Genomic DNA, 22,401 nt, shown 5'->3' with positions numbered 1-22,401 from the left:
AAATCCGACAAAGGTGGTAATCCGATGAGACGAAAATGGCAAACCGTATGTATTGTGCTGCTGGTGATGATCTTGACGGCATGTAGTTCCTCGGCAGAAGGCGAAGCGGGTTCGCAGACGTATAGTACGGAGAATTTACAAAAAGTGTCCGATGTATCCGGTACGGTACGCCTTTCTCTGGCCGGTTGGCAGCTGGAGAATGGTATCGATCCGGTGACCGGACAGGAGACGACCGGATTTAACCAGTATATCGATGATACATTCAAAAAAATGTATCCGAATATCAAACTGGAGATCACCCAGGTGCCGTGGGAGAATGCCCAGGCCAAGCAGCGCGCCCAGCTGATGTCGAGTGATGTGGATGTTATCTATACTGGCGGTGCTTTTGCTGCCCAGTATTATAATGAAGGATTGCTGCGTGACCTGGATGATCTGATCGACAAGGACAAGACGTTTGATCCGAGCATCTATCTGGAAGGAATCTGGAACAGCTCTTACAGCACACGTTCGCCAGATGGTAAGCATCAGTATGGTATTCCCGCTATTCTCGGCAAGCGCGTCACGATCTATGACAAGCAGATCTTCGCAGACTGGGGCGTAGAGCCATTATCCGAAGTCCCAACTCCCGAAGAGATTCTGGAAAAAGCCAAAAAAATGACCGGTACCGACCCGAAAACCGGCGAGCAGACGTATGGACTGTGGTTCTCTGGCAACTCGATCAACCAGTCTACCTTTGTTGCACTAAGCTATTATTTTGGTGAAAAAGGCGGCGAAGGAACGCTCGACAAACCGGGTGATATCAAATGGTCACTGGATACCCCTGGCATGGTCAAAGCACTGGAATGGATGGGCGAAGCGGCCAAGCTGGCACCACCGGCATTTGTAAATGGCAGCGGCGAAGAAAACTTTGGTCTGGAAAAGAACAATGTTGCTATGGTACTGGATAACAGCGGGACTACGATCATGAGTGAATTCCGTGCCAATGGAGACAAGGAACTGCTGGATCGTTATGTACCGGTCATGAATATCGGTAAAAACGGCACCGGCTGGGTAGCGGTAGATCCATTCATCATGGCCAAAAAAGCCCAGAACCCGGAAGCTTCCTGGGAAGTAATGAAGTTCCTGGCGAGCTATGACACCCAAAAATGGGCGTATCTGAACTTTGACTATACGCCTACACTAAAAAATGCAGACTTTATCGAAGAAAATAACGGCTACGTTAAAAATGCCATGAAGATGGCGGACATCACCAAGCCAACACTCATGGACGAAGCCAATCCATTCTACAACAGCGAAATTGTACCGGCGGTTAACGGTTATTTGAGCGAGTCGGCCAACGGCAAGTCACCAGATGCCAAAGCATTGCTGGAACGACTGCAGTCACGGGCTGAGGATTGGTCGGCTAATCAGAAGTGATGCAAGCGGAAGATAACGGTTTGTCAAGATGCATATTCCACAGTAAATGATCGAATGGTGTTACTGTATCTCTATAGTAGACTTTGAATAAGCGCTCTGGACTGGGCATGTATTTGTGGAATTCTGTTGTGAGATCATGCATTCCAGAAAGGAATAAGGGCACGTCCTCGGGTGGAGCCCGGGAATCTATGGATAAGGAGAAGCTGTAGATTCCCGCGCTCCAAAGTCGTCCTTTGCCCTTATTTCCTTTCTTCCATTACGAGGGAAGATATACTATGTATCCTTCTAGAATGAGAACAGTACAGCTTGAGTCATCTGATTTGTTATATGAAGTTTATTAAGGGATAGCTGCTATCGCAGTCTGTCCCTTTTTTTCGGTTGCTTATTTATGGAGAACCGCTTATTGATTATACGGCTTTCTGGGTAAGTACATATTTGATTTGGGATGAAGGGATGGGTTGGTATAGTGCTTTAGCGATATCGCATGCTCTATCACTGCATATATAAAATAAATTTAAAGATTTTATATTCAACCTACTACTCTCCGGTAGACTTGTTCCGTAAGCCCGTAAGCCCGTAAGCCCGTAAGCCCGTAAGCCCGTAAGCCCGTAAGCCCGTAAGCCCGTAAGCCCGTAAGCCCGTAAGCCTTTGCCCTGCCACTCTGTTCAGCCAACAGTTACTCACTGCACAGAGCGCAGGCAAGGGAATAGAGCTAAGGACGACCTTTAAGCCTGGAGATCCTCATTTCCTCTCCCATATAAAACGATCTCCAGGCTTAACCGGAGGACGTGCTCTATCCTTTGCCGGAGCGGAATAACATAAAACCCACCATGCTTAACAATAACACCAACAAATACAATAAAGCTGCTACATGAAACAACCTTGCGCCCGCCACTGGACTGCTACATTCTGCAGATTCATGCTGATTTTGTGGATTCAGGCTAATTATTATAAAATACGCTATAGTACGATCAAGAGAAACAAAAAGCCTGAATCCATTACCGCTCATATACCACCTTTTAGGCAGAAAGGAATTACTCTCATGAATGGACAGACACGCGCCAATATCAAGGCAGGACTGGAAGTAGATATCGTACTCAAGCAGGATCAGCGTACCGGCAAGCTGACCCGTGGTGTGGTTAAGGATATCCTGACCAATTCTCCCAACCATCCGCATGGAATCAAGGTTCGACTGACTTCGGGTCAGGTCGGACGGGTAAAGAATATTATTACGCCTTCTTGAACATCGAGAATAGATACAGCTGGAAATGCGACTGAAGCATTTTCCAATAGAAGTTGGTTATGTGTCAGCGCACAATAGGCAGTAGTGAAAAGGACTATACATGGAATCAAGCACAAGAGAGGAGTACACATAATGAAACAGAACAAACTGGGAGGTACCGATCTGGTGGTCGGCGAAATTGGACTGGGCTGCATGTCGCTCGGCACCGAAGAGAGCAAGGCCATCAATCTGCTGCACGAAGCGCTTGATATGGGCGTGACGCTGCTCGATACGGCAGACCTGTATGATGAAGGACGCAACGAAGAAATCGTCGGCAAAGCGATCAAAGGTCGCCGTAGTGACGTCGTACTCGCTACCAAGGTCGGTAACCGACGTATTCCGGGCCAGGACGGCTGGGTATGGGATGCATCCAAGGAATATATTCTGGAGGCAGTCAAGGATAGTCTGCGCCGATTGCAAACTGATTATATCGATCTGTATCAGCTGCATGGCGGTACGATGGATGATAACATTGATGAAGCTATCGAAGCCTTTGAACAGCTGAAAAATGAAGGCTTGATCCGCCAGTATGGCATTTCCTCGATTCGTCCCAATGTAATCCGCGAATATGTGAAGCGCTCGCATCTGGTTAGCGTGATGAGTCAGTACAGCATTCTGGATCGTCGTCCGGAAGAAGAAGTGCTGCCCCTGCTGGCCGAGAATGGAGTGAGTGCTATTGTTCGCGGGCCGGTTGCCAGCGGAGCACTCGCTGACGGACGTGAAGATAAAGCACAAAAAGGGTACCTTGGTATCGATGGAGCCGAGATTATGGATCTGCGACGTCAGCTGGAACCGCTATGCGGATCGGAGCGCAGCATGAGTCAACTGGCAATTCGTTATGCGCTGTCTCATCCGGCTGTCGGCACTGTGATTCCGGGAGCGAGTTCCTCGGAGCAGCTGCGTCATAATGTAGCAGCTGCTTCGTCTCCAGCATTGACCGAGGATGAAGTACGACTGATCCGTTCAATCCGTCCGGCCAACCAGTATACCCAACATCGTTAAGCAATAGCAAACCGCAAAAAGAGCATCTCGTCTTTTAGATGAAATGCTCTTTTTTTGCCGTTTATATCGAATATGTACATAATGCAATAAATAATTGTTCATATACCCGGTTTTTTTGGTTAATAAGAGGGCAGGTTAGCTTGTTACATAAGGAGGCGAAGATGATGTGGGGTGCATTAATGTGGGGAGCTATCGCTGGCTCGGCGGTATTGCTCGGAGCGCTGGTAGCGATGTATTTCAAAATTCCCAAAAAAATTATTGGCTGGATTATGGCATTTGGTACCGGTACACTGATCGGAGCAGCTTCGTTTGAACTATTGGAAGATGCGATCGAGGATGGTGGGCTGGTCGCTACAGCGATCGGTTTTCTGGTCGGAGCGGTTGTCTATACCGTGTTCGATCTGCTGATCTCTTCCCGAGGCGGAGCGAACCGCAAACGCTCGTATTATAGCCGTGCGGAAGAGGGAGACGATCAGGATAGCGGTAAAAGCGGACAGAACGCTTCGTCAGATGGTAAAAAAGGCAAGTCCAAAGGCGGCAGCGGTCTGGGTATTTTCGCAGGTACGGTAATGGATGCTATTCCCGAGTCTATCATGATCGGAGCCAGTCTGCTGACCGGTCAGGGTGTCAGTGCTGTGCTGGTCGTGTCTATCTTCGTGAGTAATATTCCAGAAGGATTGTCCAGTACCGTAGGGATGCAGCAGAGTAATTATTCCCGCAGCAAAATCTGGGGCATGTGGATCGCCGTACTGATCGTATCCTCACTCGCTTCCATGCTGGGCTATCTGTTCCTGGAAATGCTGCCGAACGAGATCAAAGCAGGGATCGGCGCTTTTGCCGGCGGCGGGATCATCGCCATGCTATGCTCAACAATGGCACCGGAAGCCTATGAAGAAGGCGGCCCGATGGTCGGTCTGATTGCTTCATTGGGGCTGCTGGCTGCGCTGATATTGAGTATTTAATATTTGATTGTAGGGTAGAAAGTAAAATGATCACAGTAAATACATCAGCTGATTTTCCGATTGAGGAATCGGCTGATGTATTTTTGATGAAATCTATTTTTATCATATAATAGATGCACATTAAAAAATTGGCTGATTTCATATACTATATTATGAAAATATAAAGATGTATGAGCGGGAGTACTGTGAATAATACTCGCTGCGGTTAAAGGGCAATCATTTGACAGGAACGAGAGTGCCAGATGGAGAAAATATCTATACAACAATTAATGAAGTTATACTTAGATACCATGGACAAGTGTGGAGTTTATCTGCTAAATGAAAGTGATCAGGTGATCGCACATCATATTTTTGAGGAATTTGATACAGGGGTGATTTCATTCTTGCATATAAATAGTCTACAAGCACTTTACGATGCAGGCTGGATCACAAACGAAGTAGTATGTAAAAGTTCTGCTTTAAGAACATTAGTTATGGAGTTACAGCAAGGCAAAGAGTGGAATATTTATGCAGTCAGACATTCACCCAGCTGGAGAAAAGTGCTTGAATTAGCGGATGAAATCAAGAAAGATAATACTTGGGATACATTCATCTAAGTTGTCCTTTATTTATTAAATTAAAAAGCAGAAGAAGGAGAGTCGTCATGAAAGGAACACTGTTTACCGAAAGACATGCCGGTCGTGAATTGTTGATTTACTTGCCTCCTTCTTATGATCAGGCGGCCTATCCGCTGCCGGTGGTCTATGTGCAGGATAGCGGGGATCTGTATGATCCCGTGCTGAATGCCAATTTGTATCATCTGGAGCTGCGGTTTGCAGCCGGAACTTTGCCTGAATGTATACTGGTCGGCATTATGCCGCATGACCGGATTCATGAATATACGCCATGGTCGGCCCAGAAGCTGCTGCCAGGACGAAGATATGATGATTTTGGTGGTAGAGCCAGCCAGTATCTGTATATGATCGTGCATGAACTCAAGCCGTGGATTGATCGCAATTTCTATACCGATCCGCGTCCGGAAAGTACCGGGATCGTCGGCAAGTCGCTCGGCGGTCTGGTTGCTCTGTTCGCTGCTTATGTCTATCCCGAGGTGTTCGGCCGGATTGGGGCGATGTCGGCATCTCTCTGGTATGAAGGCTTCGTGGAATTTATGGAGGAGAGACAGCTGAACCCCAACCTGCGTATCTACATGGATATCGGCTCCCTGGAAGGCACCACCAAAACGAATCGTCAGCGGCTGATGCAATCGCTAACCGATGAAGCGGCAGCTATTCTGGCTCGCAGTGAACTGCCTGCGGAGCAGCGGCAGTTTGTACGAATCGAGGGAGAAGATCATAATGAAGAAGCTTTTCATCGCCGTTTTCCGGAAATGATGGAATGGCTATATGCTCGTCACAGCATTCGACTGCTGCAATAGGCATCTTGCCAAATTTAACTAAAAAGCAGATAATAAGGACAGAGAATTCTTTAAATTAAGATAGCTTGACGGATGACAGCAATAACAGGCTGCTAATCCGACAGTAAAATAAATCGATTTGGAAGGAGCGATTCTCTAATGGAAAGAATAGAATCCGCAGAGCAGTACCAGCAATTGATTGGTGAACAGGAATATACCGTTATCAAGTTTGATACCAACTGGTGCCCGGACTGCAGAACACTGGACCGCTTTATGGGCGGTATTATCGAACAGAACACAGATAAGCGCTTCTATGCGATGGATGCAGAGAAATTCCAGGATCTGGCGGAGCAAAATGAAGTCAGAGGCATTCCAAGTCTGCTCGTTTTCCGTAACGGAGAAAAGATTGCCCATCTGCACAGCAAATTTGCCAAAACGCCAGCTCAGGTATCGGAATACCTGGCAGAGGTCAAATAAGTACCCGTACAACAGCGAAAAACCCGGTACAGGATGATCATCCTACCGGGTTTTTTGTGGTAATGTATATGTTAACCAGATGAAGAAGGGTTAAAATGCAAAATAACATCATTACATTATTATCTTTGTTTCGCAACCAGCTCTTTACGTTTTAGAATCAGATGTTCTACACTGCGCAGATGCAGCAGCAGCTCATCCGCGTCTTCGTCATTGAGTTCACGGATATTGTCGACCAGCTTGCTGGCCATGATACTAAATATTTTATCGAGAGCTCTGCCGCCCTTACGGGTAATAGAGATGCTCACATAACGGCGATCCTGATCGGAGCGGGTACGTTCAATCAATTCTTCCTGTTCCAGCTTATCACAAATTTGTGTAACTGCACTTGTCGTCAGACCGGTAGCCTTGACGATATCGGTTCCATATTGACTGCCATTGTTCAGTAGAAAATGAAGAATAAAGATCTCGGTCGTATTGGACTTTAGCTGACGCATCAATGTAGGCAATTCCATAATCCGCGGCATGCGGTCCACAAGCAATAAATAACTCTTAAGCAGTTCACCAGACGTTTCCAATTGTTAAATCCTCCTCAATAATATAGGTAAAACTGTTAGTTAATTATCGGTATAATGAAAAGTGTGAAAAATGATTAACTATCAGAATTCCATTATGTACCATCCGATTGTAAAAAATAGAAATTGCAAAAATTCAAATAAGAAATCAAACTTTCTTAAAACTTCCTTAACAATATAGTAATTTGTTACCAGTATTACGTCAATGCAAATTCGACAGATTGAGACAAAAAACCGCTGTCATTGACGTAAATTTGAACTTTTTTTATAATTAAATATAAATATCGCCGATTTAGCTATCATTTTTTAAAATATTGAACTATGCATAGTCTGCCAGTCTGATTGGCAGGCGAATTATATCAATTAAAAGGTGGCCCAATTCTATTGAACGATTCATCACTTCCCTTTGTAACCATGGACGAAATTGTACGTGAGGGGGATCCGATTCTGCGCGAGGTGACAGAACCGGTGACTCTTCCTTTATCCGAAGAAGAGCGTACAAAAGTCAATCGCATGATGGAGTTCCTCAAAAAATCCCAGGACGAAAAAGCGGCTGAGCAATATGGACTGCGAGCGGGTATAGGTCTTTCTGCCAATCAGATTGGCTGGAACAAACGCGTCTTTGTTGTGTATTTTACCGATGATCAGGATCGTCAGCTGGAGTACGTCTTCTGCAATCCCAAGCTGGTCAGTCATTCGGCTGCAATGATCTATCTGGAGAGTGGTGAAGGGTGTCTGTCTGTAGATCGTCCGGTGGACGGTTATGTACCAAGATATGAGAAAGTTACGGTGCAGGCATATACGCCGGAGGGGCAACTCTTCAAGCTCAAGCTAAAAGGCTTTGCTGCAATCGTATTCCAGCACGAGTATGATCATCTGAATGGTGTGATGTTCTATGATCATATTAATAAGAAGGACCCGTTCCGTCTGCCCGATGCTGAATATATACGTCCGCTGTAATCTTTATAGTATATCGGACAATTCTCTGTTTTCGTGAATTATTTTCTCGAAAAAGTTCATACTTTTTTAAAACTTTGGAAATGGGACAGATTCATATCCAGGTAAATCCGGACTGTATCCTGTTATCTGTACTGAGGATTCAGTCATGGTTCGCAAGCATGAAGTCCAATTCTGCCTGAATGGTGCAGATCCTACCAATCAGAGAGGCCGTCGATGAAAGACGGTCTTTTTTGTCGGGTTGTGATATGATACATTATATTTCTCGTTCATTGTAAGCGTTTTAATATTCGGTTCGTATAACAATTCGGAATATGGCAATCGGCAGATAACGATCTATCCTGATCAGGCGGAGCGATGAGAAGATATGAAAAAAGTACGTGGAACAATGCTGCAGCTGCTCATTGAGCGCATCAATAATATCAAGATCAAGAACAAGCTTATTTTTGCGTATATTTTTGTCGTGGTGCTGCCGGTATTGTGTATTGGCGGCCTGGTCGTGGATTATCTGCGGCAGGAGGCACTGAACAATGCGATCGAACAAACAACTAACAACGTAGAGCGCATCAAAAATCAAATGACCACAATGCTGCGCATTCCTATTAACATCTCCAATGAATTGCTATTCGATAACCGGCTCAGCCAGGTGGTCAATACACGTTATGAACGGGTGTATGATCTGGTGGAAGCCTACCACAATTATCAGGAATTTGATGAATATCTGCGCCTGTACTCCGAAATATCAGCGATACGCTTTTACACCAGCAATGATACGATCCAGAACAACCTGGAATTTATGAAAATCAACTCGGATATCCGCAGCAGCGAATGGTATCAGACAGCGATCAACAGCCGCAAGATTAACTGGTTCTATCGCAGTGATGACCAGATCAGCCCGATCAAAAAACTCAGCTTGGTGCGCGATATCAAATTCAGCGATTATACAACCAGCGGCGTGCTGGTGATCGAATTGAGTCAAGCGTATCTGAATTCATTGATCAGTGCAGAGCCATTTGAGACGATGATCCTGGACCAGGACGGCAATATCGTGGCCGCCAAGGATACGGCTCTGATCGGTAAGCGTCTGGATGATCCCGTGATTGATATTGATATCGACCCTGCCGGCAAAGGTACCTATGAACGGGAAGTTAACGGTCAGCAGTCCAATATTGTAGTCGATGAACTGATACCGGAGAGCAGTGCCAATGGACTCCGGATTGTCTCGGTTTTCTCCAATAATACGATTGTACGGGATTCCAATATGATCATTCTGATCGGGACCGGTGTGCTGCTGCTGATTCTGCTCAGTGGACTATTGTTCCTGCGGCTGATTTCGCTGCTGATCACCCGGCGTCTGTCCGGACTCAGCCGTCAGATGAACAAAGTGGGTACCGGCGATCTGAGCGCGATTTCGCGCATTTCCGGCATGGACGAGATTGGACAGCTATCCCGCAAGTTCAATGATATGATCGCCAGCATCCGTCAGCTGATGGATCAGGTCTATGAGACTAATGAACGCAATACCCGACTGGAGATCAGCCAGCGGGAGATTAATTTCAAAATGCTGGCGAGTCAGATCAATCCACACTTTCTATTCAATGCGCTGGAGTCTATCCGCATGAAAGCCTACATGAATGGTGAAAAAGAGATCGCTTATATTGTTCGGCTGCTGGGCAAGCTGATCCGCAATAATCTGGAGATCGGCAACAAGCAGACAACCATAGAAGGAGAAATGGAGCTGATCCGTTCGTATCTGGAAATCCAGAAGTTCCGCTTTGGCGAGCGGCTGAATTATGAGCTGCTGCTCGATCCCCAGACATGCCGCACACCGATTCCGCCGCTGATTATTCAGCCGCTGGTCGAGAATGCTATTATCCACGGCATGGAGAGCAAGGAAGGAGGCGGTCTGATCATTATCCGTACCCTGCAGATTGATCATGAGGTGATGATTGATGTGATCGATAATGGTACAGGGATGAGCGAGAGCAGACTGGAGCAGGTACGGAAGTCGCTACATAGCGAAGCGGAAGGAGAACGTATCGGTCTGCGCAATGTGCATCAGCGTCTGACTCTTTCCTATGGCAGCGCCTATGGTCTGCATATCTCCAGTACGCCGCATGTCGGCACACAGATTTCTTTTAAAATTCCGGCAGGATAAAGAGACAGCAGCACATATCATGCAGCAGACGGACGTTATACCATTCTGGACAGGGGGAGGTACATTATGTTTAAAGTAATGATTGTGGATGATGAGCCGGCAATACGGGAAGGGCTGAAAACGATAGTAGACTGGGATGCGATCGGTTTTGAGGTTGCCGAGACAGCGGCCAACGGACGCGAAGCATTGCAAAAATATGAGCGCATCCGTCCTGATCTGATGATTATGGATATCCGTATGCCTGGTATGAGCGGACTGGAAGTCATCGAACAGCTGCGCGAGAATAAGCTGCGCCAGGCCCATGTACTGATCCTGAGCGGATACGCGGATTTTGAATATGCTCGCAGAGCACTGGGTTACGGGGTTGATGGATATTTGCTGAAGCCGGTGGATGAGCAGGAGATGGAAGAAGAGCTGCGACGGGTATACCGTACACTGGAGCAGGAGCGCCGGGTGAATGTGCATCGGTCCGAGCCGGTACCGGTTCATGAAGTGGTGGAACAGATGCTGCTGAGCAGCTCCGGTAAAGAGCAGCTCAAAGCAGAAAACCTGCTGCAGCTGGACTGGAATTGGTATCAGATTATTCTGGTAGAGCTGCGTGAAGGACGGGGCAAGCCTTCCGAAGGATTGGCACGTTCGTTCCGTCAATTGTCGGACGGATGGACAGCGGATGCCAAAACGGTCGTTTTCCGGGCAGGCAGCTATCTGGGAATACTGACGGGGCGCGAAGTCACTACCGACAGTTTGCAGCAGCTGCGGGAACAATTGATTGCACTGGAGCCGGAAGGCTGTCAGGTATATCTGGCTGCCGGGGAAGCGGTAAAAGACAAAAGTCTGATTCATGACAGTTACGAGCAGGCTGAGTCACTGATGGCACAGCGCTTCTGGGCAGGAGAATCGGGTATTCTGGCAGCCGAACCTGCAAGAGCAGATGGCGAAGGTACGGTACCATTGGCTGGAGAATGGGCGGATCGTCTCTATTATGCTGTCGATATCCGTAGTACCGATGCAGTAGGACGTGTGCTGGAGGAGCTGATTACTGCCTGTCGCAGTGCGATGCTGTCCGAGCATGATACGAAGAGTCTTTGTTCACATGTGCTATCGCTCGCACTTAGCCGTCTGCCGGGCAGTATCGCCGGTTCGGGTCCGGCTGTGCAAAAGTGCCTGTCTCTGATCCCGGAGCTATACGCCCTGTCGACAGCCGGCCAGATTATCCGTCTGGTGCTGCAACATATTGGTGAATTGCTGCAATCGATGGATGGTGGCAGTCATGAGTCGGTGATGAAACAGATGACCGATTTTATTCGTCGTCATTACAGCGATAATCTGAAGCTGGAGATGCTGGCGGAGATTTTCAACTATAACAGTGCATATCTGGGCAAAATGTTTAAAACCTATACCGGCGAATCCTTTAATCATTTTCTTGATCAGGTTCGACTGGATAATGCCAAGGAAATGCTGGCGCAGGGGATGAAGGTGCATAAGGTAGCCGCTCAGGTCGGTTATGCCAATGTAGATTATTTCCACAGCAAATTCAAAAAATATACAGGCATCTCGCCTTCTGCTTATCGTGAGCAGATGGGAGACAGTTAAAGCAGAAGCATACGGCTTCTGCTTTTTTTATTGTGCTGTAACATTCGATAGAATACATTACTCTATTTCAACAGAAACCAAATAGACTACAAAACGAATGATGAAAAAGAAAACACAAGGAGATTGGGTGGTCCTGTAAAACCTTGATTTTCAGTGAAAAAGGTGAGCGAATTTCCGATGACTAATTTTTATATGAATTTATGTGCAATTTGTAAGGTATTAACAGTAAGCGCTTTCTTTTATAATCGAGAGGTATCCCACACAGACACGGTATCAAGTTATCAAGGTCGATCAGGATCGATTATAGGAAGGCGGATGAGTTATGGAATCAACCACCAAGCAGGCCTCTTCCCGTAAAAGGGATCAGGCAGCCAGTCTGAATTCCCGTAAAACTGGGGGATTCTGGAAGCTATTCAAACAGCAGCGTTATTTGTATCTCATGTCGTTGCCTTTTGTAATCTGGGCGTTCATCTTCAGCTATGTACCTCTGTGGGGCTGGCTGATGGCATTTCAGGAATACAAGCCGGCCCGTTCGTTTTTTGCTCAGAAATGGGTAGGGTTTGACCAGTTTATTACCCTGTTCCAGGATCAGCAGTTTTACCTGGCACTGCGTAATACACTGGCAATGAGCTTCCTCGGTCTGATTTTTGGATTTATTTTCCCGGTCATTTTTGCCATTCTGCTCAATGAAGTTCGGGGCATGATCTTCAAAAGAACCGTACAGACCGTCTCCTATCTGCCTCACTTTGTATCATGGGTCGTTGTAGCCGGTATCGTAACCAAAGCACTCTCCACAGACGGCGGTATTATTAACGAACTGCTTGTCTCGCTTCATATTATAGACCAGCCGATTCAGTTTATGGCTCAGGGCCAATGGTTCTGGGGAATTGTAACCGCTTCCGATGTATGGAAGGAAATGGGCTGGAGCACGATTATCTATCTGGCTGCCATCACGGGTATTGACCAGGAACAGTACGAAGCTTCCCGCGTGGATGGAGCGGGTCGATTCCGTCAGATGTGGCATATCACGCTGCCGGGGATGCGAACCACTATCATCGTACTGTTGATTATGTCGATCGGTCATCTGGTGAGTATCGGTTTTGAAAAGCAGTTCCTGCTCGGTAATAACCTCGTAACGGATTATTCACAGGTACTGGATCTGTACGCACTGAAATACGGTCTGGAAATGAACCGCTATTCCTACGGTACAGCGATCAGCATATTCAACTCGGTTATCAGTATTATCCTGCTGTTCACAGCGAACGGAATATTCAAAAGAACCACCAAAGAAAGTATCATGTAACGCTGGAAAAGCAAGGAAGATACATCCGCATGCTGAAGTCCTATGCATAATCTGAAGGGAGAGAATAACAATGGCTGCAAATAAAGCTTTTAACGCTACCCGGGGCGACAAGATATTCGATGTATGCAATACGATTATTATGTGTCTTGTACTGATCGTCACCCTGTACCCGTTCCTGAACGTGCTAGCGATATCCCTGAACGAGTCGTCCGATACGGTAAAAGGCGGCATTCACCTGATTCCACGGGCATTTACCCTGGAAAATTACTCGGTCATCTTCCAGTACCAGGGGTTGCTGCAGGGAGCGCAGATCTCGATTCTGCGGACTATCGTAGGTACGATCTTCGGTCTGATCAGTGCCTCGATGCTGGCTTTTACACTGAGCCGGGTTGACTTTCAGGCTCGCAAATTTATCTCTACGTTCCTCGCGCTGACCATGTATGTAACAGCAGGTTTGGTACCTACGTTCCTGCTGATCCGGGATCTGGGCATGATCAACTCGTTCTGGGTATACGTGCTGCCGGGTGTTGTAAGCGCATTTAACGTATTTATTATCCGTTCCTTTATCGATGGCCTGCCGTATGCACTGCAGGAATCGGCCAAGCTGGACGGTGCCAATGACTTTACCATTTATCTCAAAGTGATCCTGCCGCTGTGTAAGCCGGTACTCGCTACGATCGCACTGTTCCTCGCAGTTGGACAGTGGAACTCCTGGTTTGATACGTACTTGTACAACGCAAGTGCACCGGAGTGGACCACCCTGCAGTATGAGCTGATGAAAGTTCTGCAGCAGAGTACCCAGCAGAGCGGAGCAGTCAATGCCAACGATATGGCCAAACAGATGGCCAGTATCTCTCCGGAATCAATCCGGATGGCGATTACGATCGTCGTTACCGTACCGATTTTGGTCGTGTATCCGTTCCTGCAAAAGTATTTTGTTAGCGGTATGACACTGGGTGCGGTCAAAGCATAATGTACCTGCTTTATACTTGAACGTAGGCTACAAAGCGGTATTTTGCCGCCTCAGCATAAACGGTCTGACTATTCTCCCGTGATATTCTGCCCGCCAATCTATGGCAATCGGTAGAGTGCACGGGAGAATGGGGCAAGCCGGAAGGTCCATGTTACATCCTATCTGTTTGATGCAGTATCCATTTCATAAAGGGGGCTATATGAATGCCTAGCAAATTATTCCGATATGCACTGGCTCCACTGGTCGTAATGTCGCTCGTTACCGCGACTGCCTGTGGTAGCTCGGATCCAACCGAGCAGGAGACTTCCGATCCGTCTACACCGATTACTATTTCCTTCTTTGGTTCCGATGCCAGTCCAACCTGGAACAATATGAAGGATGATGTAGGACAGGCGATCACCAAGGCAACCAATGTTACGATCAATGCCGAGTACGATGTCAGTGGTGGCGGCACACAGAAAATCGCCCTGATGACAGCATCCGGTGAATATCCGGACATGATTTTCCCGAAAGGTTCGATTACCAAGCTGGTAGAAGCCGGCGCGCTGATCGATCTGACCGATCTGATTGATAAATACGGCCCGAATATTAAAAAAGTATATGGCGACGATCTGTCCCGTCTGAAATACAGCAAAGAAGATCCATCCATCTACGTGATTCCGACCAACGCCGGTGTAGGTCAGACAACATTCGATGCTGGCGGCGGCTTTGAAGTACAAAACGCTGTTATGAAAGAACTGGGCTATCCGAAAATCAAAACCGTTAAAGATTTTGAGAACGTTCTCAAAGAATACAAAGAGAAACATCCAACGATCAACGGTCAGCCTACTATTCCATTGTCGCTGAATGCCGACGACTGGAAAATTATGATTACGGTTACAAACCCGGCGTTCAATGCTACAGGTGCACCGGATGACGGTGAATTCTACATCGATCCAAAAACCTATGAAGCGCAGCTGCACTACAAACGTCCGGAAGAAAAAGAATACTTCCGCTGGTTGAACCACATGTACAATGAAAAGCTGCTTGATCCCGAGACGTTTACCCAAAAGAGTGACCAGTATATGTCCAAAATCGCCAGCGGCCGCGTTCTTGGTCTGATCGATCAAGAGTGGGATTACCAGCAAGCCGAGAATTCCCTGAAAACATCCGGTATGGCAGAGCGCACCTATGGTCATTATCCGGTACAGCTGGATGAATCGACCAAAGACCGTTCGTTCCAGGATATCGGTGCACCGGTTGGATACGGTATCGGTATCACAACTTCCGCCAAAGATCCGATCCGTATCGTCAAGTTCATGGACTGGATGGCATCCGACGAAGCTCAGGTGCTGAACAACTGGGGCGTAGAAGGCAAGCAGTATGAAGTGAAAGACGGCAAACGCGTAGTCCCAGCTGCAGTGCAGGAACGCAAAGTCAATGACAATACCAACTTTACCAAAGAATCCGGTATCGGCATGTACAACTTCTCGGTACGTTACGGTGATGGTGTCAAAGATCCAGGTGGCAACTACTACACTACCAACTTCCCTGAGCAGATCATAGCCGGATACACCGAGCCGGAAAAAGAAACGCTCAAAGCATATGGTGCCAAAACATGGAAAGATCTGTTCCCGCAAAAAGAAGAGTTCCCGGTTAAACCATGGGGTGCAGCGTACAACCTGCCTGCTCCTGACGACCCGAACTACACAGTAAGCTTCCAGAAATCCCAGGATATCGTCCGCAAACGTATTCCGGAAGCGATCCTCGCGAGTCCGGATCAATTTGATAAAGTCTATGACCAGATGATTGCGGAAATCAGTACGGATGATATGAAGAAAATGGAAGCCGAATATACCCAGATGATCAAAGATACGGTTGAACTGTGGGGAGAAGCTCCAGCTGCCAAATAAGCAGCGATATGAAATAAAAATAGGTTCATACGAGTCGAGAGATTTGTCGGAACCGATCAGATTATTGCTCCTGTATACTGAATACAATGGGGACTCCGGTTGCTGGAGTCCCTTTTCCATGAAATACTGCGATAAGAAAAAGAAATGGTACAAAGGAGGAATCAATAACGATGTCCGGCAAATGGCTTAAACGTACGCTTGCACCCTTGGCTGTTCTTTCACTGGCAGCTGTAACAGCCTGTGGTGACAGCAGTGATCCGACTCAAATGGAAACTACCGACACGTCCCAGCCGATCTCGATCTCATTTTTTGGCTCTGATCCCAATGCAACCTGGAATAATATGCAAGATGATGTGGGCAAGGCGATCACCAAAGCAACCAATGTAACCATTAACGCAGAATACGATGTCAGCGGTGGAGGCACACAGAAGATTTCCCTGATGACGGCATCTGGCGAATACCCGGATATGATTTTCCCGAAAGGCTCGATTAACAAGCTGGTCGATGCCGGTGCGCTGATTGATCTGACCGATCTGATCGATCAATACGGTCCCAATATCAAAAAAGTATATGGCGACGATCTGTCCCGGCTACAGTACAGCAAGGAAGATCCATCCATCTACGTGATACCGACCAATGCCGGTGTAGGGCAGACTTCTTTTGATGCTGGGGGCGGCTTTGAAGTACAGAATGCTGTCATGAAGGAAATGGGCTATCCCAAAATCAAAACCGTCAAGGACTTTGAAAAGGTGCTGAAAGAGTACAAGGAAAAGCACCCGACGATTAATGGTCAGCCGACGATCCCGTTATCCCTTAATGCAGATGACTGGAAAATCATGATCACCGTTACCGATCCGGCAGTCAATGCTACAGGCGGTACACCCGATGGTGAATTCGATATCAATCCCAAAACGTATGAAGCACGGCTGCACTACAAACGACCAGAAGACAAGGAATATTTCCGCTGGTTGAATCATATGTATAATGAAAAGCTGCTTGATCCCGAGACCTTTACCCAGAAAAACGACCAGTACCTGTCCAAAATCGCCAGCGGACGCGTTCTGGGCCTGATCGATCAGGAATGGGATTACCAGCAGGCCGAGAATTCGCTGAAAACATCCGGCATGGCTGAACGCACCTATGGTCACTATCCGCTGCAGATGAGCGAATCCACCAAGGATCATTCTTTTCAGGATGCAGGTCCTCCGGTAGGCTACGGCATCGGGATTACCACTTCGGCCAAAGATCCGATCCGTATTATCAAGTTCCTCGATTGGATGGCATCCGATGAAGCGCAGGTGCTCAATAACTGGGGCATTGAAGGCAAGCATTATGAAATAAAAGACGGCAAGCGTTCTCTGCCGGCAGACATCCAGGAACGCCGGGTGAATGACAATACCAACTTTACCAGAGAATCCGGTATCGGCATGTATAACTTCTCGGTACGTTACGGGGATGGGGTCAAAGATCCAAGCGGCAATTATTACACGACCAATTACCCGGAGCAAATCGTAGCAGGCTATACACAGCCGGAAAAAGATACGCTCAAAGCATATGGCGCGACAACGTGGAAAGACCTGTTCCCCGCCAAGGAAGAGTTCCCGGTGAAGGAGTGGGGCGCAGCCTATAATCTGCCTGCTCCCAATGATCCAAGTTACACCGTAGCGTTCCAGAAGTCGCAGGATATTGTCCGCAAACGGATTCCGGAAGCAATCCTCTCCAGTCCGGATCAGTTCGACAGTATCTACGATCAGATGATTGCCGAGCTGAGTACCGATGATATGAAGCAGATGGAAGCGCAGTACAGCCAGATGATCAAAGATACGGTAGAGTTGTGGAGCCAGCCGGTCGCTGCAAAGTAAGCAAGCCGCCAGCCGATACACAAAGGGGGCTCCTGTAGAGGAGCTCCCTTTTTTATATTTTTATAATAGTAGAAATCAGTGGAACAGAAAGGTGTGTTGGCATGAATACATCGAAGCAGTATTCCCCGTGGTCATTGTGGTATAACCGTCCGGCGAGTGTATGGGAAGAAGCGCTCCCTATAGGCAATGGACGACTCGGAGGCATGGTATTCGGCGGAGCCTTTAACGACCGGATTCAATTAAATGAAGATACATTATGGTCCGGCAGGCCGCAGCAGGATATACCAGCCAGTGATCCAGGCGAGCTGAATACTGTGCGGCAGCTGATTCTGGATGGTCAACTGGACGAAGCGCAGGAACAAATCAATACACGGATGCTGGGCAAAGACGTGGAAGCCTATCAGCCATTGGGCGATCTGGAGATAGAGTACATCAGCCCGGAGGGAGAACTGTCTGACTATTATCGTGAACTGGATATCCGGGAAGCGATAGCACGTACATACTGGACGACGAATGGACAACCGATGCAGCGCGAAGTGCTGGTTAGCCGTCCGCATCAGGTAATGGCTTATCGAATGGGCAGCATGGACGGTACACCGTTCAGTGCGGTAATCAGGCTGCGCAGCATACAGCCGCATCAACTTTATCTGGAGTCGCAGGAATTGCGGATGCACGGATATGTATATCCGGATATGGAAAAGTATGAGGTAGAACCTGATGTAATACATTATCGAGAAGGTGTCGAGTTAGAGTGTGACCAGGCTGGTTTCGATGCAGCATATGCGGATGATGCTCCCGATTTGAAGCGTTATCGGGATGGGTACAAGTCCTATCCTTATCGGGAGGAGGAGCAGCAGGGTATTCATTTTCAGGTACATGCCCGTGTACAGCTCTCTGGAGGACAGTTGGAGATACGGGATGGGCAACTCTATGTAAAGGATACTGCCGAACTGATTGTGTTGCTGGCGGCGGTTACTGACTTTGACGGGTATGACCGGCAGCCTGGGAGTGTAGGGCGCCATTTGGATGAAGAATGTGCGGAGCGTCTGCAGGAAGCGGCAGCATACAGCTGGGCAGAACTGACAGCCGCTCATCAACAGGATCATCAGCAGTTGTTTGACCGGGTAGAGCTGGAGCTGTACTCTTCCCTAGCGGAACAGCATAGAGCCGAAGACAAGAGTACACGTCAGAGGGTTGAGCTGCCTACAGATGAACGGTTGGAACAGTACCGGCAGGGAAGTATAGATCCTCAGCTGGAAGCTCTGTATTTCCATTATGGACGTTATCTGCTGATTGCCTGCTCGCGTCCGGGAGATCAGGCTGCCAATCTGCAGGGAATCTGGAATCCGCATGTACAGCCGCCTTGGAACAGTGATTACACGACCAATATCAATGTACAAATGAATTATTGGCCTGCCGAAGTATGCGGTCTGGGCGAATGTCATCAGCCGCTATTCGATCTGATCGAGGAGCTGAGTCATACCGGTCGTCAGGTAGCACAGCAGCGGTATGGTGCCAGCGGCTGGACTGCACATCATAATACCGACCTGTGGAGATCGGCACTTCCGACAGGTGGCGACGCCAGCTGGGCATTTTGGCCGATGGGCGGAGTGTGGCTGTGTGCACATCTGTGGGAGCATTATGCTTTTACTGGAAATATGGAATTCCTGCGTGAGACCGGCTATCCGGTAATGCGGGAAGCGGCGAGATTTGCGCTGGACTGGCTGGTAGAGGACAGACAGGGTTACCTGATCACCGTACCATCCACTTCGCCGGAAAATAAATTCAAAACCTCTTCCGGCCAGCCATGCAGCACATCCGCGGCTTCCACTATGGATATGACACTGATCCGCGAATTGTTCATGCATTGTATCGAAGCATCTGCGCTGCTGGGAAGCGACGAGGAGCTGGCTGCTCAGCTGCAGGAAGCAGCAAACCGATTGTATCCTTTCCATATCGGACAGCATGGACAGCTGCAGGAATGGTATGAAGATTATGAAGAATATGAACCAGGTCATCGGCACGTATCCCATCTGTACGGACTGTATCCCGGACGGGAAATTAACCGCTATGAGACACCGGAGCTGGTAGAAGCCGCACGTATCTCGCTGGAACGACGGATTGCCCATGGAGGGGGTCATACCGGATGGAGCTGTGCCTGGCTGATCAATCTGTATTCCCGGTTGCTCGATGGAGAACAGGCGTATCATTTTGTGCATACACTGTTGGCACGCTCCACCTATCCGAATCTGTTCGATGCCCATCCTCCCTTCCAGATCGATGGCAACTTTGGCGGAACTGCCGGTATCGCCGAGATGCTGCTGCAAAGTCATCTGAATGAACTACATCTGCTGCCCGCCCTGCCAAAAACCTGGTCCAATGGCAAAGTAACCGGCCTGCGCGCCCGCGGCGGATACACCGTCGATCTGAACTGGCAAGAAGGCGAACTGGTATCTGCCATCATCGTATCGGATAACGATACCGTATGCAGCATACTCTCTCCAACAGCACTCATGCTGTCAGAGCATAGCCCTGTCTCAGCTACTCTAAAGGAGAAAGCCATATTTTCAACTCAAACCCAAATAACTCCAGCAAAATCGACTGTAGCCAAGCATTCCGATGAACACCGGCTGGAACTGCCCATGAAAGCAGGGCAACGCTATACACTGGAGGTACAAATATTATAATGACGTCAACGTCTATCAGCACAGTAATAACATCTGTTATCCCCTAACCTCATTAAATGTACAAACCTGCAAAACCAATAACTTACAAATTCATAGACCTGTACATCAACAAAGCGATTACAAAATTACTAAAGACTCTGCAACAAACCTGCAAAACGACCACCAAGCTCCAAGCACAGAACGCAGGAAAGGAAATAAGAGCAACAACCGACATTTAAGCCTGGAGATCTTCGTTCCCTTTTCCAAGTAAAAGATCTCCAGGCTTAACCGGAGGGCGTGCTCTTATACCTTTCCGAAGTGGATGATGCCTATAGCAGTCAGACAACGCACCCCGTAAAGTCCTTGAATTTCCGTACCATGAAACATAAGTTACATCCTTTTAGAAGCTTCATCGCTACACTATAATGTAAGCAAATGTAAGCGTATACCTGTTTTCGACTCCAGCAGCACAGTCGAAAACAGGATAAAGGAATATTCTACCCAACCACCATACAGGAGGCACAAAACATGACTATTTTCCAATTTCCCAAAGACTTTATGTGGGGTACAGCTACCGCAGCCTATCAGATCGAGGGCGCTTATCAGGAAGGCGGACGCGGCCTGTCGATCTGGGATACCTTTGCACATACACCGGGTAAAGTGTTTGATGGACATAACGGCAATATTGCCTGCGACAGCTATCATCGCTATGAAGAAGATATTCTGCTTATGAAAGAGCTGGGCATCCAGACTTACCGCTTCTCGGTAGCCTGGTCACGTATTATTCCGGATGGCGATGGAGAAGTGAATCAGGAAGGAATCGATTTCTATCATCGGCTCGTTGACTGTCTGCTGGATGCAGGCATTGTTCCTTTCTGTACACTGTACCACTGGGATCTGCCGCAGACGCTGCAGGATGATGGTGGCTGGGAGAATCGCCGTACAATAGATGCTTTTGTCAAATACGCAGAAGTAATGTTCCGTGAGTTCTCCGGTAAAATCAAATTCTGGCTTACCTTTAATGAGCCGTGGTGTATTGCTTTCCTGTCCAATCTGGAAGGCAAGCATGCGCCGGGCAACCAGGATCTGCAGATCGCGCTGAATGTAGGTCACCATCTGCTCGTCGCTCACGGCCACTCCGTAAAATTGTTCCGGGATATGCAGCTCGAAGGTCAGATCGGGATTGCACCGAATGTAGCCTGGGCGGTTCCGTACAGCAAAAGCCCGGAAGATCGCGCAGCCTGCGACCGTAACATCGAAGTCTATGCCGACTGGTTCCTCGATCCGATCTACAAATGCAGCTATCCGGATTCTCTGTATGAATGGTTCCTGCAGGCAGGTGCGCAGCCGCCGGTACAGGATGGAGATATGGAGATAATTGCCCAGCCGATTGATCTGCTCGGCATTAACTACTATCATCCATCGGTGAATCGTTATCATCCGGAAGCCGGCTATCTGCAGAGCGAAGAGGTAGATATGGGGCTGTTCAAGACCGATATCGGCTGGCCGATCGATGCAACCGGTCTGTATGATGTACTGCACTATTTGCAAAAATACGGTAATGTCGATATCTACATTACCGAGAATGGCGCCTGTGTAAATGACGGCCCCGTAGACGGAATGGTCAATGATACGCTGCGCACCCAGTATCTGCAGCAGCATATTGCGCAGGTACACCGTGCAATCAATGATGGTATTCAGCTCAAGGGTTATATGGCGTGGTCGCTGATGGATAACTTTGAATGGGCAGAAGGCTACAAGATGCGGTTTGGATTGATCCATGTCGATTTCCGTACGCTAGAGCGCACACCAAAAGAAAGCTACTATTGGTATCAGAATGTAGTTCGCAACAACTGGATGGAGACACGCTGATTGCATAAATATAGTTGT

Annotated in this window: 17 protein-coding genes; 16 read left to right on the top strand and 1 reads right to left on the bottom strand. The window is 47.9% G+C overall.

Annotation, left to right across the window (positions count from 1 at the left end; genetic code table 11):
• Positions 1–24: 24 nt before the first annotated feature.
• The 7 genes from AR543_RS21675 (at position 25) to AR543_RS21645 (ending at position 6,535) form a co-directional block, all read left to right on the top strand.
• Complete coding sequence (locus AR543_RS21675) at positions 25–1,416, top strand: ABC transporter substrate-binding protein (protein ID WP_060536387.1); 1,392 nt, start codon at positions 25–27, stop codon at positions 1,414–1,416.
• Between the two features lie 1,042 nt (positions 1,417–2,458).
• A complete protein-coding gene (locus AR543_RS21670; RefSeq protein WP_060536386.1) occupies positions 2,459–2,659 on the top strand; it encodes a YwbE family protein in 201 nt (66 codons plus the stop codon).
• A gap of 132 nt (positions 2,660–2,791) precedes the next feature.
• Positions 2,792–3,700 (top strand): aldo/keto reductase, encoded by a 909-nt coding sequence (locus tag AR543_RS21665; RefSeq protein WP_060536385.1) that lies wholly within the window; start codon positions 2,792–2,794, stop codon positions 3,698–3,700.
• A gap of 164 nt (positions 3,701–3,864) precedes the next feature.
• On the top strand, positions 3,865–4,662 hold the full coding sequence (locus AR543_RS21660) for a ZIP family metal transporter (RefSeq protein WP_060536384.1): 798 nt from the start codon (positions 3,865–3,867) through the stop codon (positions 4,660–4,662).
• Between the two features lie 242 nt (positions 4,663–4,904).
• Positions 4,905–5,258: a hypothetical protein gene (locus tag AR543_RS21655; RefSeq protein WP_060536383.1), complete on the top strand. Its 354-nt coding sequence runs from the start codon at positions 4,905–4,907 to the stop codon at positions 5,256–5,258.
• A 47-nt stretch (positions 5,259–5,305) separates the two neighbouring features.
• On the top strand, positions 5,306–6,079 hold the full coding sequence (locus AR543_RS21650) for an alpha/beta hydrolase (protein ID WP_060536382.1): 774 nt from the start codon (positions 5,306–5,308) through the stop codon (positions 6,077–6,079).
• A 138-nt stretch (positions 6,080–6,217) separates the two neighbouring features.
• Positions 6,218–6,535, top strand: coding sequence for a thioredoxin family protein (locus AR543_RS21645; RefSeq protein WP_060536381.1), 318 nt, complete (start codon positions 6,218–6,220; stop codon positions 6,533–6,535).
• 119 nt (positions 6,536–6,654) lie between these two features.
• On the opposite strand, the gene AR543_RS21640 is transcribed toward AR543_RS21645, so the two are convergent.
• Positions 6,655–7,110, bottom strand: a complete 456-nt coding sequence (locus AR543_RS21640) for a MarR family winged helix-turn-helix transcriptional regulator (protein WP_060536380.1) — start codon at positions 7,108–7,110, stop codon at positions 6,655–6,657.
• Positions 7,111–7,521: 411 nt separating this feature from the next.
• Between AR543_RS21640 and def the strand changes: the two genes are divergently transcribed.
• From def to AR543_RS21595, 9 genes are all read left to right on the top strand, one after another.
• Entirely contained in the window at positions 7,522–8,067 is a 546-nt protein-coding gene (gene def / locus AR543_RS21635) for a peptide deformylase (protein ID WP_060536879.1), read from the top strand.
• Positions 8,068–8,431: 364 nt separating this feature from the next.
• Entirely contained in the window at positions 8,432–10,222 is a 1,791-nt protein-coding gene (locus tag AR543_RS21630) for a cache domain-containing sensor histidine kinase (RefSeq protein WP_082472305.1), read from the top strand.
• A gap of 66 nt (positions 10,223–10,288) precedes the next feature.
• Positions 10,289–11,815: a response regulator transcription factor gene (locus tag AR543_RS21625; protein WP_060536379.1), complete on the top strand. Its 1,527-nt coding sequence runs from the start codon at positions 10,289–10,291 to the stop codon at positions 11,813–11,815.
• Between the two features lie 322 nt (positions 11,816–12,137).
• A complete protein-coding gene (locus tag AR543_RS21620; RefSeq protein ID WP_060536378.1) occupies positions 12,138–13,118 on the top strand; it encodes an ABC transporter permease in 981 nt (326 codons plus the stop codon).
• Between the two features lie 70 nt (positions 13,119–13,188).
• On the top strand, positions 13,189–14,091 hold the full coding sequence (locus tag AR543_RS21615; RefSeq protein ID WP_060536377.1) for a carbohydrate ABC transporter permease: 903 nt from the start codon (positions 13,189–13,191) through the stop codon (positions 14,089–14,091).
• Between the two features lie 203 nt (positions 14,092–14,294).
• The gene (locus AR543_RS21610) at positions 14,295–15,983 is read left to right on the top strand and encodes an ABC transporter substrate-binding protein (RefSeq protein WP_060536376.1); all 1,689 of its coding nucleotides are present in this window, start codon (positions 14,295–14,297) and stop codon (positions 15,981–15,983) included.
• Positions 15,984–16,153: 170 nt separating this feature from the next.
• Positions 16,154–17,845 carry an ABC transporter substrate-binding protein gene (locus AR543_RS21605; RefSeq protein WP_060536375.1) on the top strand — a complete coding sequence of 564 codons (1,692 nt, stop codon included), beginning with the start codon at positions 16,154–16,156 and terminating at the stop codon, positions 17,843–17,845.
• Positions 17,846–17,946: 101 nt separating this feature from the next.
• Positions 17,947–20,532: a glycoside hydrolase family 95 protein gene (locus tag AR543_RS21600; RefSeq protein ID WP_060536374.1), complete on the top strand. Its 2,586-nt coding sequence runs from the start codon at positions 17,947–17,949 to the stop codon at positions 20,530–20,532.
• 507 nt (positions 20,533–21,039) lie between these two features.
• The gene (locus tag AR543_RS21595) at positions 21,040–22,383 is read left to right on the top strand and encodes a GH1 family beta-glucosidase (RefSeq protein ID WP_060536373.1); all 1,344 of its coding nucleotides are present in this window, start codon (positions 21,040–21,042) and stop codon (positions 22,381–22,383) included.
• The last annotated feature ends 18 nt before the right edge of the window (positions 22,384–22,401 follow it).

Origin of the sequence: Paenibacillus bovis (assembly GCF_001421015.2) — a bacterium.
GTDB lineage: Bacteria > Bacillota > Bacilli > Paenibacillales > Paenibacillaceae > Saccharibacillus > Saccharibacillus bovis.
This window is presented reverse-complemented; position numbering and strand designations above follow the sequence as displayed.